Below are 14,438 nucleotides of genomic sequence, written 5' to 3' on the forward strand. Positions count from 1 at the left end.
ACAGTGTTATGTCACGCGCGGGAGTAGCTTTGGCCTTGGCTCCGCTTCGCCTGACGCGGACGCATTCGAAAACGACGTAAGGATCCAATGACCTCCTCTTCTTCCCCTTCCCAGGACGCGCGGGACGACGCACAGGATGCGCCGGATCCGCAGAGCTTCACCGAGAGCCTTCGGGCCGACGCCCTGATGGAAGAGGACGTCGCCTGGAGCCACGAGATCGACGGAGACCGGGACGGCGCCCAGTACGAGCGCTCCGAGCGCGCGGCCCTGCGCCGCGTGGTCGGCCTCTCCACCGAGCTCGAAGACGTCACCGAGGTCGAGTATCGCCAGCTCCGCCTGGAGCGGGTCGTCCTCGTCGGCGTATGGACCTCCGGCACGGTGCAGGACGCGGACAACTCCCTCGCGGAGCTCGCCGCCCTCGCCGAGACGGCGGGCGCGCTCGTACTCGACGGAGTGATCCAGCGCCGCGACAAGCCCGACCCGGCCACCTTCATCGGTTCCGGCAAGGCGCGCGAGCTGCGCGACATCGTGATGGAGAGCGGCGCCGACACCGTCGTCTGCGACGGTGAGCTCAGCCCCGGCCAGCTCATCGCCCTCGAAGACGTCGTCAAGGTGAAGGTGGTCGACCGGACCGCGCTCATCCTCGACATCTTCGCCCAGCACGCCAAGTCCCGAGAGGGCAAGGCGCAGGTCGCACTCGCGCAGATGCAGTACATGCTGCCGCGACTGCGCGGCTGGGGTGCCTCGCTGTCCCGGCAGATGGGCGGCGGCGGCGGTGGCGGCATGGCCACCCGCGGCCCCGGTGAGACCAAGATCGAGACCGACCGGCGCCGGATCCGCGAGAAGATGGCGAAGATGCGCCGGGAGATCGCGGAGATGAAGACCGGCCGCGACATCAAGCGGCAGGAACGGCGCCGCAACAAGGTGCCCTCGGTCGCCATCGCCGGATACACCAACGCGGGCAAGTCCTCGCTGCTCAACCGGCTCACGGGCGCGGGCGTCCTGGTGGAGAACGCACTGTTCGCCACCCTCGACCCGACCGTCCGCCGGGCCGAGACCCCGTCCGGCCGGGTCTACACCCTGGCCGACACGGTCGGCTTCGTCCGGCACCTGCCCCACCACCTCGTCGAGGCGTTCCGCTCCACGATGGAGGAGGTCGGCGACTCCGACCTCATCCTGCACATCGTGGACGGCTCGCACCCGGCGCCGGAGGAGCAGCTGGCGGCGGTCCGCGAGGTCATCCGCGAGGTCGGCGCCGTCAAGGTGCCCGAGATCGTGGTGATCAACAAGGCGGACGCGGCCGACCCGCTGGTGCTCCAGCGCCTGCTGCGGATCGAGAAGCGCTCCATCGCCGTCTCGGCGCGCACGGGTCAGGGCATCGAGGAACTCCTCGCGCTCATCGACGCCGAGCTGCCGCGGCCGGCGATCGAGATCGAGGCCGTCGTGCCCTACACGCGCGGCGGGCTCGTCGCCCGGGCGCATGCCGAGGGCGAGGTGATCTCCGAGGAGCACACGGCGGAGGGCACCCTGCTCAAGGCGCGGGTGCACGCGGAACTGGCGGCGGAGTTCGCTCCGTACGTGCTCGCGAAGCACTGACGCCGACGCGTACCGAATGAACGACTGAGGGCCCCCGCAGCAGCGGGGGCCCTCAGTCGTGTGGTGTGCAGACGCGGTTACTTGAACTTGCCGCTCACGGCGTCGAAGACGCCCTTCGCCTCCGGACCCAGCCGGGGACCGGCCAGCCAGCCCGCCTTGGCGGGGCCGATGGAGGTGTTCGACACCAGCGCGGGCTTGCCGTCACTGCCCGCCGCGACCCAGCCGCCGCCCGAGGAACCGCCGGTCATCGTGCAGCCGATGCGGTACATCGTGGGGTCGGTCGCGTTCAGCGACAGACGGCCCGGCTTGTCGGCGCACTGGAAGGTCTTCTGGCCGTCGAACGGAGCCGCCGCCGGGTAGCCGGTGGCCGTCATCTTCGCGATCTTGGGCGCGGCAGCGGCGTTGAACTCCACCGGGAGCGCCGTACCGACCGTCTCCTCCAGCGACTTGCCGCCGCCCTTCTCCGGGGTCACGTGCAGCACCGCGAAGTCGTACGGGGCACCCGCGCCGCCGGTCGGACCGCCGGTCGCGATCCACTGGTCCGAGGTCTGCGCCCAGTCGCTCCACCACACGCCGTACGGGGCAACTTCCTCGCGGGGCGCACCCTTGAGCGCGGCCGCGGACTTGCCCTTGTTGTTGTACGACGGGACGAAGGCGATGTTGCGGTACCAGCCGCCGGACTTGCCCGCGTGCACGCAGTGGCCGGCCGTCCAGACCATGTTGGACTTGCCGGGGTGCGCGGGGTCCTTGACCACGGTCGCCGAGCAGACCATCGAGCCCTCGGGACCGTCGAAGAACACCTTGCCGGAGGCGGGAACGCTCCGGTGGTAGGGCGCGGTCGCGGCCTTGGCCGCCACCGGAGCCGGGGTCGGGTCGGTGACGCCCTGGTCCTTGCCCGCGTCCGGGTCGACGGCCGGAGGCTGCGGAGTCTTGGCGGCGTCACGCATCCGGTCCGGGTCCCAGAGGTCCTCGATGATCGGGTTGATGTAATCGCCCGCCTCGCGGAGCCAGTCCTCCTTCTTCCAGTTCTTCCACTCACCCCCCTTCCACTTCTCCAGGTCGATGCCGTGTTCCTTGAGCTTGTCCTTCAGCCCGTCCGGGATCTTCACCCCGTCCAGGCTGGTGGGCAGGCTCGCCGCCACGGTCGGCTTGGCGTCGGTCTCACCGTCGCCGGGCCCGCAGGCCGCGGCGGTCAGCGCGAGCGCGGCCGAGCACAGGATCGCGGTGACCGGTCGGATCGGTCGCATGTCGTGAATCCCCCTGGATGGTTCTTGGTTCGGGATGGCGCCTGGGTGGGCGGGCGCCCGGGTTGCAGCACCCCACTATGCCGCTGCCGTGGGGGACGGCACAGCCCGGGGCGTCGGTTCCCCCCGGCCGGACAAGGATCTTGGGCCCACCCGTGATCCGTCGCCGCCACCGTCGTTGGTACGTACGGGGGACGGGGGAGCAGCGTGGGTGTTCGAAGCGCACCCCGGAAGAGCAACCGTGCGGGAGGAGCGACACTCGTGCCTTTGACGGCGTGGACGGGCGAGCAGGCCACGGCCGGGGCGGAGGTACCGGCGCAGGCGAACCGGGTTCCGGAGACAGGGCGGTTCGCGGCTCCGGGGCGGTTCGCGGATCCGGGGCCGGATATGGCTCCGCGGTCCGATACGGCTCCGCGGTCCGATACGGCTCCGAGGTTTGATCCGGATCCGAGGTCCGATACGGCTCCGAGGTCGGCCGCGGGCGAGGGGATCCTGCGCAGGCAGGCACAACGGGAGTCCGCGGCAAGGACGTACGCACGCTCCCTGCCCATCGTGCCCGTGCGCGCAAGGGGGTTGACCATCGAGGGCGCGGACGGACGCCGCTACCTCGACTGCCTCTCCGGCGCCGGAACCCTCGCCCTCGGCCACAACCACCCGGTGGTGCTCGAAGCCATCCGCGGGGTCCTCGACTCGGGAGCCCCGCTGCACGTGCTGGACCTCGCGACTCCGGTCAAGGACGCCTTCACCACCGAGCTGTTCGCCAGCCTGCCGGCGGAGCTGGCCGCGGACGCCCGCATCCAGTTCTGCGGACCGGCCGGGACGGACGCGGTGGAGGCCGCGCTCACCCTCGTCCGCACCGCGACCGGCCGGTCCGGGATGCTCGCCTTCACGGGGGCCTACCACGGCATGACCGCGGGAGCACTGGCCGTCTCCGGAGGGGCCACGGACGTACGGGTGACCCGGCTGCCGTACCCACAGGACCGCCGCTGCCCCTTCGGCATCGGCGGGGCCGAGGGGGCGGAACTGTCGGCCCGTTGGACGCGGAACCTGCTCGACGACCCCAAGAGCGGGGTGCCCGCGCCCGCCGGGATGATCGTCGAACCCGTCCAGGGAGAGGGCGGAGTCCACCCCGCCCCCGACGCCTGGCTGCGCAGGATGCGGGCGATCACGGCGGAGCGGGGGATCCCGCTGATCGCCGACGAGGTCCAGACGGGGGTCGGGCGCACCGGGGCCTTCTGGGGGGTCGACCACGCGGGGGTCGTCCCCGACGTGATGGTGCTCTCCAAAGCCATCGGGGGCAGCCTGCCGCTCGCGGTGATCGTGTACCGGGCGGAGCTGGACCAGTGGGCCCCCGGAGCCCACGCCGGCACCTTCCGCGGCAACCAGCTGGCCATGGCGGCCGGCACCGCGACGCTGGCCTACGTCAGGGAGAACGGCCTCGCGGAGCGCGCGCGGACCCTGGGCGCGCGCATGCTCGCCGCGCTGCGCGGCCTGATCCCGTCCCACCCCTGCGTGGCGGACGTACGGGGCCGCGGGCTGATGATCGGCGTCGAACTGGCCGACCCCGACACCGGGGAAGCCTCGCCCGACCTCGCGGTGGCCGTCCGCCAGGCCTGTCTGGACCGGGGCCTCATCGTCGAACTCGGCGGCCGCCACGCCAGTGTCGTCCGCCTCCTCCCCCCGCTCACCCTGACCGACGAACAGGCCTCAGCCGTCCTCGACCGCCTCGCCGACGCCCTCTCCGCCGCCACCCGCCGCTAAGGACCCCGATGCCCGACCCCCTCCACCCCTCGGCCCCCCTCCCACCCCCCACCCCCGCGCACACCGACCCGCTCCACTCGACGACCCCCGTGGCCTCCACCTTCCCGCCTCCCGCCCTCACGCCTCCCACCCCCGCGCACACCGACCTGCTCCACCCGCCGACTCCCGTGGCCTCCACCCTCCCTCCGTCCGCCTCGGCGCACCCACCGGCCAACCTCGTACAACCACCGCAGCCTCAGCCCCCGGCCACCCCACCGCCGCCGCTGCCCACCGCTCCGCTACGGTCCCCGCAGCCTCCGGCCGAGTCCCCGCAGCCTCCGGCCGAGTCCCCGCAGCCTCCGGCTGAGTTCGCGCCGCCTACCGGTGCGCTGCCGTCGCCGGGCTCCAGGCCCGCCCCCGTCCCGCTCCCCGCCCCCGTCCCGGTCCCCGCCCCCGTCCCGGTCCCCGCCGTGCCGCTGTCGACTGACCGGCTGGGCCCGCCGCTTCCGCAGGTCGCTCCTGCGCCACCCCCGCCGGCGCAAGCCGTTCCACACCGGCCGCCACTCGCTCCGGCTGCGTCCGCCCTTCAGTCACCGGTGCCCGCTGACCCACAGCCGTCGGCGGATTCCTCGCCTGCCCCCGCCCTGCCGGTGCCGGTTCCGCTGTCTGCCGATGGGCTGGCTTCGCCGCTTCCGTGGTCTGCCCCTGTGCCGCCCGCGCCGGTGGCGGTCGATCCGGGAAGGCCCCTCCTTGCTGCGGCTGAGGCTGCGCCGCCGATTCCTCCGGCTGGTTCCGTGGTGCCTTCCCCGGCGCCCGTCGCTCAGCCACGGTCTCCCCTTGCCGCGGCTGGGCGGCAGCCCGGGTCGATGTCCGCCGCTCCGCCAGTGAGGTCGGCGCCGGCCGTGGGTACGCCACCCTGCGCCGGGGGCGGTGCGGTCCCGTCTCCGGACGCCCCGAGCTCTCCCTCTGCTAGCGGGTACGGGTACACGCCCTCCATGCCTGCCCCCGTCGGCTCCTCACCGCTGCCGACTCCGGAGGAGACCGGGCCCCGCTCAACGGCGTCAGTCCCTCCCCCCGGTGTCCCGGCCACCGTCGGGGCACCGCCGACGGCCGCCCCGGCTTCGGCTGCTGCGGCCGGGCACTGGCCCTCGCTCCGTCCGCCCGTCTCCGTAGCCCTCCCGCAGCCGCCGGCCCCCGCACCCGGGACCCGGCCCGGCGCCGAGAGCCCGCCGGCACCGTCTCCCGCCGCCCCGGCCGGACCTACTCCGCAGCCGATCCCGACCTTCGACGCCGCGCCAACGCTGCCGTCGACCCCGGCCCCCGGCGCCGCGCCGACGCCACCGCAGGACGACCGCCCCTCTCCGCCCCTGGCGGCCTCCAACGGGCACCCGCCGACCCGACTTGGGAAGCCCTTCGGTACCGAGCCCCCGGCTCCCGCTCCGAGCCCGACCCCGGCCGTCGCACCCGGGGACCCGGACGGGCCGGTTGCAGTGAGCGCCACCTCGGCCGCGACGCCTCCGCCCGCGCGACCCATCCCCCCCGTCTCCCCGGACGGCAGGCCGAGCCCGTCACCTTCCGGTGCTACGGCCCGACCTGAGCCGCCCGGTCCGGCTCCGGTCACCGAGCCTCCGCCCGCCGCCACCGGGTGGCAGCCGCCACCCGCTCCAGCGGAACGTTCCCCCCAACCCCCCTTCGTGCCGACCGAGCCCAGCTCACCTTCCCCCGCCCCCACCGCATGGCCGCCTCTGCTCGCTCCCGCGGACAGTGCCCCCCGCCCTACCCCCACTCCGGCTGTGTCAGCCGCCCCTTCCCCCGCTCCCACCGCGTGGCCGCCGCTGGCCGGTGCCGTGGCGTGGTCCGGGGTACGGGCTACGGGCGAGGCCTCCGGCAGTGAACCTTCGCCCGTTGCTTCGCGACCGGCTTCCGGGGCTGCGGCCGACTCTGGCCCGGCAAGCCGGGCAGAGGGTCCGAGGGCGGAGGGTTCCGCGGAGGCTCGGGGAGCCTCGCCCGGCCGCGGCCCGTCGGGCGGCTCGGCGTCGCCCGGCCCGGGGCGTTCGGGGGAGCCGGCCTCGGGGGGACAGGGCAAGGCCGTGCCGAAGGGACCGTCCGCGGCGGCCCCTTCGGCCAGCGGTCGCACCAGCCCGCCCAGCGCCGCCCAGGACGCGGTGGCCCCGCGACTTGGTCCAGCCGAACCGAGCGAGCGGGCCGCGGCGTCCGCGTCGCCGGCGGAGGGGGTCACCGGTCCTGCCGGTGCGTTCCCGGGCATGCCGGCCGCGGGGATGCCCTGGCCGGCGGCCGAGCCGCAGGCACCCGCCGCGGTGCCGCGGCAGAAGGACGGCAACGTCCGTCCCCGCGCGGGAGCGGCGGACCCGTTGGACCACCCCGACCCCAGAGTCGCCGCCGAGGCCGCCTCGGTGGAGAACCTGCTGCGCTGCTGGGTCCGCGAGACCGCACTCGAACAGCCCGCCGGCCCCGTCCTGCGCATCCCCCTCCCCGCATCCGGCGCCGCCCTGCTCGTCGCCGTCCGCTACTGGTCCACGGCCGGCTGGCACCGCTTCGGTCCGGCCCGGATCGAAGGCGTCCCGGCCGACGCCCCGGCCGTGGACGCGGTCACCCTCGCGGCGCTGATCTCCCGCGAAGGAGGCGGCCCCGGAACCGGTGCCCACAGCGAGGGTGCCCACAGTGACGGCGCCCGCAGCCACGGCGACCCCGGCGGCGCCGACCTCGTCGGGCGGGTCGCCGACTCGGTGCGCCGGACCGCCGAATTCATCACCGACCGCCGTCAACGCCCGGCCGCACCCGCCCCCATCGGCGCGGACCGGTTCCTCACCGCCGAACAGTCCCTCCTCCTCGGCCACCCGCTGCACCCGACCCCGAAGAGCCGCGAAGGGCTCTCCGACACCGAAGTGCGCCGCTACTCACCCGAACTCCACGGCTCCTTCCCCCTGCACTGGTTGGCGGTCGAACCCGCCGCCCTCGCCACCGACTCCGCCTGGACCGAACGCGGCCGCCCCGTCTCCGCCGCCCGCCTGCTGGGCCGCCTCGCCCCCGGCCTCCCGGTGCCCGACGGCGCCACCCCCCTCCCCCTTCACCCCTGGCAGGCCCGCGACCTGCTCCAGCGCCCCGCGGTCGCCGCCCTCCGCGACACGGGACTCCTGCACGACCTGGGCCCGTACGGCGCCCCCTGGTATCCGACCTCCTCCATCCGCACCGTCCAGCAGCCCGGCGCTCCCGCGATGCTCAAGCTCTCCCTGGGCCTGCGCATCACCAACTCCCGGCGCGAGAACCTCCGCAAGGAACTCCACCGCGGCATCGAGGTGCACCGACTGCTCCGCACCGGACTCGCCGAGCGGTGGCAGGCCACCCACCCCGGCTTCGACATCGTCCGCGATCCCGCCTGGGTCGCCGTCGACGCCCCGGACGGCACCCCCGTCCCCGGACTCGACGTCCTGCTGCGTCACAACCCCTTCCGACCGGGCGACGACGCCCTCTGTGTCGCCGCACTCACCTCACCCCGCCCGTGGCCCGGGCGGACCACCATGAGTTCCCGTCTGGCCGAGACCGTCTCGCGCCTCGCCGCCACCACCGGGCGGACGACTTCCGCCGTCGCCGCCGAGTGGTTCCTGCGCTACCTCGAGCACGTGGTCCTGCCGGTCCTCGCCTTCGACGCGCTCGCCGGCATCGCCCTCGAAGCGCACCAGCAGAACACGCTGGTCCTCCTTGACCCGGCCGGCTGGCCGGTCGGTGGCCGCTACCGCGACAACCAGGGCTACTACTTCCGCGCCTCCCGCCGCACGGAACTGGAGCGCCGGCTCCCCGGAATCGGCACCACGAGCGACACCTTCGTCTCGGACGCCGTCACCGACGAACGCTTCGCCTACTACCTCGGCATCAACAACGTGCTCGGTCTCATCGGAGCCTTCGGATCCCAGCGGCTCGCCGACGAGCGTGTCCTGCTGGCCGCCTTCCGCCGTTTCCTCGGCAAGGCCAAGGGCCTCGGCCCGCTCCCCGAGAGGCTGCTCGACTCGCCCACCCTGCGCTGCAAGGCGAATCTGCTCACCCGCCTGGGAGGCCTGGACGAGCTCGTCGGGCCCGTCGACACCCAGTCCGTCTACGTCACCATCACCAACCCCCTCCACGATTGACGCGTCAGCACAGAAAAGGGAGAAGAGCCACCGATGCCCTCCACCGACTTCCACACCGGCGTGCTCCTCACCGATGTGCTCCGCCCCGACGCGCGCCGCCCCGAAGCGCTCCGCACCCCCGCGCCGCGTCTCAGCGCCGAGTCGCTGCCCCAGCTGGCCGAGGCCGATCTCCTCGACTCCCCGGCTGCCTGGGGCGGCGTCACGACGCGGTCCGGCTTCTTCCGCCTCGAACCCGTACGGCTCGACCGCGACCTGGATCTGCTCACCGGCTGGATGAACGACCCGCAGGTGGACGCCTATTGGGAACTCTCCGGCCCGGCCGCCGTCACCGCCGCCCACGTATGGGCGCAACGGGACGGGGGCAGCCGCAGCATCCCGTGCCTCGGCCTCCTCGACGACACGCCGATGAGCTACTGGGAGATCTACCGGGCCGACCTCGACCCGCTCTCCGCGCACTACCCGGCGCGACCCCACGACACGGGTATCCACCTGCTCATCGGAGACGGCGCGAACCGTGGCCGGGGTCTGGGCACCATGCTCCTGCGCGCCGTCGCCGACCTGGTGCTCGACAACCGCCCACGCTGCATGCGCGTCATCGCCGAACCGGACATCCGCAACACCCCCTCCGTATCAGCCTTCCTGAAATCCGGCTTCCGCTGTCCCGCCGAGATCGAACTGCCCGGCAAGCGAGCCGCCCTGATGATCCGGGAGCGGGCGCTGCGCAATCTCCTCTGATTGCCCCCCGCGCTTCCCGTACATCCGAGCCGTTCCCGCACATCCCTTTACTTCCCGTACATCTCACCTCGAAAACTCTGCGCCACACAGCAAAGTTCCCGATCCTGAGGAGTCCCGTGCAGAATTTCCCCGCAGCCCCCGACTCCCCAGGCCCCCACTTCCCGGACACCGTGCCCCCGTCGCCCCAGCACCCGTGCACGCCGCCCGAACTGAACTGCCCGACCTGGGATTTCGCCGCCCGCCGCCTGCTCGCCAAGATGCTCGGCGAGTTTGCGTACGAGGAGATCATCACCCCGGTCCCCGCCCCGGCGGCCTCCGGAGACGCCTGGACGCTGACCCTCGACGACGGCAGCAGCCTCGGCTTCCGGGCCCGCCGCCGCTCGTACGGCAGCTGGCACGTCACACCCGACACGATCACCCTCACCCCGCAGCCCGCCGAACCCGGGTCGCCGTCCGCCTTCGGGGACCCGTACGCCTTCCTCATCCGCGCGCGCACGCTCCTCGGCCTCGACGGCGCCACCCTCGGCCACCTCGTCCGCGAGCTCAGCGCCACCCTCGCCGCCGACGCCCGCATCGACCACACCGGGCTCACCGCGGACGTCCTCGCCGACCTCGACTACGCGGCCCTCGAAGGCCACCAGACCGGCCACCCCTGGCTCGTCCTCAACAAGGGGCGGATCGGACTCTCCGCCTCCGACACCGCCGCCTGGGCGCCCGAGGCCCGCACCGCCCAGCGTCTGCCCTGGCTCGCCGCGCACAGCTCCCTCGCGCACTACCGCGGCACCGCCGGCCTGGAGGACCCCGCCCGCCTCTACTCCGCCGAGCTCGACCCCGTCACCCGCGCCCTCTTCGACCGGACCCTGCGCGACCGCGGTCTCGACCCGCTCGGCTACCTCTACCTCCCCGTCCACCCCTGGCAGTGGGACGAGGTCGTCCTGCCCCTCTTCGCGCCGGCCCTCGCCGCCGGCACCTTGGTCCCGCTCCCCGCCGACCCCGACCTCCGCCTCCCCCAGCAGTCGATCCGCACCTTCCTCAACCTCACCCGCCCCGACCGCCACAGCGTCAAACTGCCGCTCTCCGTCTTCAACACGATGGTCTGGCGCGGCCTGCCCTCGGACCTGGCCCTCGCGGCGCCCGCCGTCACCGCCTGGATCCACTCCCTGCGCGACGGAGACCCCTTCCTGCGCGAGGAATGCGGGGTGATCCTGCTCGGCGAGGTCGCCTCCGTCACGGTCCGCCACCCCGTCTACGACGCGCTCCCCGAAGTCCCGTACCAGTACAAGGAGCTCCTCGGCGCGATCTGGCGCGAGCCGCTGACCGGACACCTCGCCGCCGGGGAGCGGGCCCGCACCCTCTCCTCGCTGCTGCACACCGATCCCCGCGGCCGGTCCTTCACCGCCGAGCTCGTCGCGCGCTCCGGCCTGACCCCCACGGTCTGGCTCCAGCGCCTCTTCGCCGCCCTGCTGCCTCCGCTGCTCCGCTTCCTGTACCGCTACGGCACCGTGTTCTCCCCGCACGGCGAGAACGCCGTCGTGATCTTCGACGAGCACGACGTCCCGGTCCGGCTCGCGATCAAGGACTTCGTGGACGACGTCAACATCAGCGCCGAACCGCTGCCCGAGCTGGCGTCCATGCCCGACGAGGTCCGTGCGGTCCTGCCCACCGAGCCCGCGGACTTCCTGCCCCAGTTCATCCACTCCGGGCTCTTCGTCGGTGTCTTCCGCTACCTCTCCGCCCTCTGTGAGGACCGGCTCGGGGTTCCGGAAGACACGTTCTGGTCCCTCGTGCGGGCGGAGATCCTCCGCCACCAGGCCCGCTTCCCGGAGCTCAAGGAGCGCTACGAGCTCTTCGACCTCCTCGGCGAACGCATCGTGAGGCTCTGCCTCAACAGGAACCGTCTCTACGAGGACGGCTACCGCGACCGGCCCGACCGCCCCAACGCCGTGCGGTACGGGACGGTGCCGAACCCCCTCCACCGGTCATGACCGCTCGCCGGTGCGGTCACTGTCGGCGGGGCCCCGTAGGGTTGGCACTGCTATGACGAAGCCCTCCCTCCCCGACCTGCTGCACGCCGCCGTCTCCGCCGTCGGCGGCACGGAGCGCCCCGGCCAGGTGGCCATGGCCGAAGCCGTCGCCGAAGCGATCGACGACAACTCCCACCGCCTCATCCAGGCCGGTACCGGCACCGGTAAGTCCCTGGGCTACCTGGTGCCGGCCCTCGCGCACGGCGAGCGCGTGGTCGTGGCCACGGCGACGCTGGCCCTCCAGCGCCAGCTCGTCGAGCGCGACCTGCCCCGGACGGTGGAGGCGCTGCATCCGCAGCTCCGCCGCCGCCCGCAGTTCGCCATGCTCAAGGGCCGCTCCAACTACCTGTGTCTGCACCGTCTGCACGAGGGCGCCCCGCAGGACGAGGAGGAGGGCCTCTTCGACCAGTTCGAGGCGGCCACCCCGACCAGCAAACTGGGGCAGGACCTGCTGCGGCTGCGCGACTGGGCGGACGAGACCGAGACGGGCGACCGCGACGACCTCACCCCGGGCGTCTCCGACAAGGCGTGGGCGCAGATCTCCGTCTCCTCCCGGGAATGCCTGGGCGCGACGAAGTGCGCGTACGGCGCGGAGTGCTTCGCCGAGGCCGCCCGCGAGCGGGCCAAGCTCGCGGACGTGGTCGTCACCAACCACGCCCTCCTCGCCATCGACGCGATCGAGGGCGCCCCGGTGCTCCCGCAGCACGAGGTGCTGATCGTCGACGAGGCCCACGAGCTGGTGTCCCGGGTGACCGGGGTCGCCACGGGAGAGCTCACCCCCGGCCAGGTCAACCGTGCCGTGAAGCGTGCGGCCAAGCTGGTCGACGAGAAGACGGCCGACTCCCTGCAGACCGCGTCCGAGACCTTCGAGCGAGTCATGGAGCTGGCCCTCCCCGGCCGGCTGGAGGAGATCCCCGAGGACCTCGGCTACGCGCTGATGGCCCTGCGGGACGCCTCGCGCACCGTGATCTCGGCGATCGGCAACACGCGCGACAAGTCCGTCCACGACGAGGACGCCGTCCGAAAGCAGGCGCTGGCCGCGGTGGAGAGCGTGCACGGGGTGGCGGAGCGGATCGTGGCCGGCTCCGAGTACGACGTCGTCTGGTACGAACGCCACGACCGGTTCGGCGCCACCCTCAGGGTCGCTCCGCTCTCGGTGTCCGGCTTGCTGCGCGAGAAGCTGTTCGCGGACCGCTCCGTGGTCCTGACCTCGGCGACCCTCAAGCTCGGCGGCGACTTCAACGGGGTCGCGGCGTCGATGGGACTGTCCCCGGAGGGCGTCGAGGGCGAGGACGTGCCGCAGTGGAAGGGCCTCGACGTCGGCTCGCCCTTCGACTATCCCAAGCAGGGCATCCTCTATGTCGCCAAGCACCTGGCGACCCCCGGCCGCGAGGGCACCCGCGGCGACATGATGGACGAGCTCGCGGAGCTGATCGAGGCGGCGGGCGGCCGCACCCTCGGACTGTTCTCCTCCATGCGCGGGGCGAAGGCCGCCGCCGAGGAACTGCGCGGCCGGCTCGAGAACCCGATCCTGCTCCAGGGCGAGGAGACGCTCGGCGAGCTGATCAAGGCCTTCGCCGCCGACCCGAAGACCTGCCTGTTCGGGACCCTGTCGCTGTGGCAGGGCGTGGACGTGCCGGGGCCCAGCTGTCAGCTGGTGATCATGGACAGGATTCCGTTCCCGCGTCCCGACGACCCGCTGATGAGCGCCCGGCAGAAGGCGGTCGAGGAGCGCGGCGGGAACGGCTTCATGTCCGTCGCGGCGACCCACGCGGCCCTGCTCATGGCCCAGGGTGCGGGCCGTCTCGTACGGGCCACCGGAGACAAGGGCGTCGTAGCGGTCCTGGACCCCCGGCTGGCCACGGCCCGGTACGGGAGCTTCCTGCGGGCCACACTGCCGGACTTCTGGTACACGACGGACCGCAATCAGGTCCGTCGCTCGCTCGCCGCGATCGACGCCGCGGCGAAGGCCGACGAGAAGTAGGCCGAGACACAAAGCAGCTCCGGGACCGGCGCAGGAGGTCCCGGAGCTGGATGGGGGCGCAGGCGATCAGAGCCGGCGCAGTACGGCCACGACCTTACCGAGGATGGTGGCCTCGTCGCCGGGGATCGGCTGGTAGGCGGCGTTGTGCGGGAGCAGCCAGACATGGCCGTCCTCGCGCTTGAAGCGCTTGACCGTGGCCTCGCCGTCGAGCATGGCGGCGACGATGTCGCCGTTCTCCGCGACCGGCTGGCGACGGACCGTGACCCAGTCGCCGTCACAGATCGCGGCCTCGATCATCGAATCGCCGACGACCTTGAGGCAGAACAGCTCGCCGTCGCCGACGAGCTGGCGGGGGAGGGGGAAGACGTCCTCCACCGACTCCTCGGCGAGGATGGGGCCACCGGCCGCGATCCGGCCGACCAGCGGCACGTACGAGGCCGCGGGCTTGCCCGTGGTGTCCGTGGGCTGCGAGCTGGGCTGGTCGGAGCCGCGCACCTCGTACGCCCGGGGGCGGTGGGGGTCGCGGCGCAGGAAGCCCTTGCGCTCCAGGGCCATCAGCTGGTGCGCGACCGAAGAGGTGCTGGACAGGCCGACCGCCTGGCCGATCTCCCGCATCGACGGCGGGTAGCCGCGCCGCTGCACCGAGTCGCGAATGACCTCGATGACCCTCCGCTGCCGGTCCGTGAGCCCGGAACTGTCGGCGCGGATGCCTGGAGGCCGCCCTGGCAGCGAGCGTGCGGGGCGTACGGGCTCCGCCTCCGGGTTCAGACTTGCGTCATTCATGGCATGCACCGGCTCAAGTCGGCTCTGGGAGCGGTTCTGGGCAGTGATGGTGGCACTGTCTGCGGTGGTGGTCACGTCGTCGGCCCCTCTCGAAATGTTCTCCCTAGCTGGACAACGGTAGTTGCTTTCGAAAGGTTGCGCCAAACACACGTTCGAGTGAAAAATCGGAGATCACCCACCGTGTTCA

8 protein-coding genes are annotated in these 14,438 nt (G+C 72.9%); 6 read left to right on the forward strand and 2 right to left on the reverse strand.

The annotated features are described in order from the left end of the window. The first annotated feature begins 87 nt into the window (after positions 1–87). Complete coding sequence (gene hflX / locus OG247_RS31005; protein WP_327255266.1) at positions 88–1,596, forward strand: GTPase HflX; 1,509 nt, start codon at positions 88–90, stop codon at positions 1,594–1,596. 77 nt (positions 1,597–1,673) lie between these two features. Here the strand turns inward: hflX and OG247_RS31010 are convergent, their stop codons facing one another. After that, on the reverse strand, positions 1,674–2,843 hold the full coding sequence (locus tag OG247_RS31010) for a trypsin-like serine peptidase (protein WP_327255267.1): 1,170 nt from the start codon (positions 2,841–2,843) through the stop codon (positions 1,674–1,676). 384 nt (positions 2,844–3,227) lie between these two features. Here OG247_RS31010 and OG247_RS31015 point away from each other — a divergent pair, with 384 nt between their 5' ends. The 5 genes from OG247_RS31015 (at position 3,228) to OG247_RS31035 (ending at position 13,468) form a co-directional block, all read left to right on the forward strand. Beyond that, the gene (locus OG247_RS31015; RefSeq protein ID WP_327257704.1) at positions 3,228–4,601 is read left to right on the forward strand and encodes a diaminobutyrate--2-oxoglutarate transaminase family protein; all 1,374 of its coding nucleotides are present in this window, start codon (positions 3,228–3,230) and stop codon (positions 4,599–4,601) included. A 2,243-nt stretch (positions 4,602–6,844) separates the two neighbouring features. Beyond that, the gene (locus OG247_RS31020; RefSeq protein ID WP_327255268.1) at positions 6,845–8,725 is read left to right on the forward strand and encodes an IucA/IucC family protein; all 1,881 of its coding nucleotides are present in this window, start codon (positions 6,845–6,847) and stop codon (positions 8,723–8,725) included. A 33-nt stretch (positions 8,726–8,758) separates the two neighbouring features. Further along, positions 8,759–9,460, forward strand: coding sequence for a GNAT family N-acetyltransferase (locus OG247_RS31025; RefSeq protein ID WP_327255269.1), 702 nt, complete (start codon positions 8,759–8,761; stop codon positions 9,458–9,460). A gap of 116 nt (positions 9,461–9,576) precedes the next feature. After that, a complete protein-coding gene (locus OG247_RS31030) occupies positions 9,577–11,445 on the forward strand; it encodes an IucA/IucC family protein (protein ID WP_327255270.1) in 1,869 nt (622 codons plus the stop codon). Between the two features lie 52 nt (positions 11,446–11,497). Then, complete coding sequence (locus OG247_RS31035) at positions 11,498–13,468, forward strand: ATP-dependent DNA helicase (RefSeq protein WP_327255271.1); 1,971 nt, start codon at positions 11,498–11,500, stop codon at positions 13,466–13,468. A gap of 66 nt (positions 13,469–13,534) precedes the next feature. On the opposite strand, the gene lexA is transcribed toward OG247_RS31035, so the two are convergent. Next, complete coding sequence (gene lexA / locus OG247_RS31040; RefSeq protein WP_243331797.1) at positions 13,535–14,326, reverse strand: transcriptional repressor LexA; 792 nt, start codon at positions 14,324–14,326, stop codon at positions 13,535–13,537. Positions 14,327–14,438 lie beyond the last annotated feature (112 nt).

The organism is Streptomyces sp. NBC_01244 (genome assembly GCF_035987325.1).
In the GTDB taxonomy this organism is placed as follows: domain Bacteria; phylum Actinomycetota; class Actinomycetes; order Streptomycetales; family Streptomycetaceae; genus Streptomyces.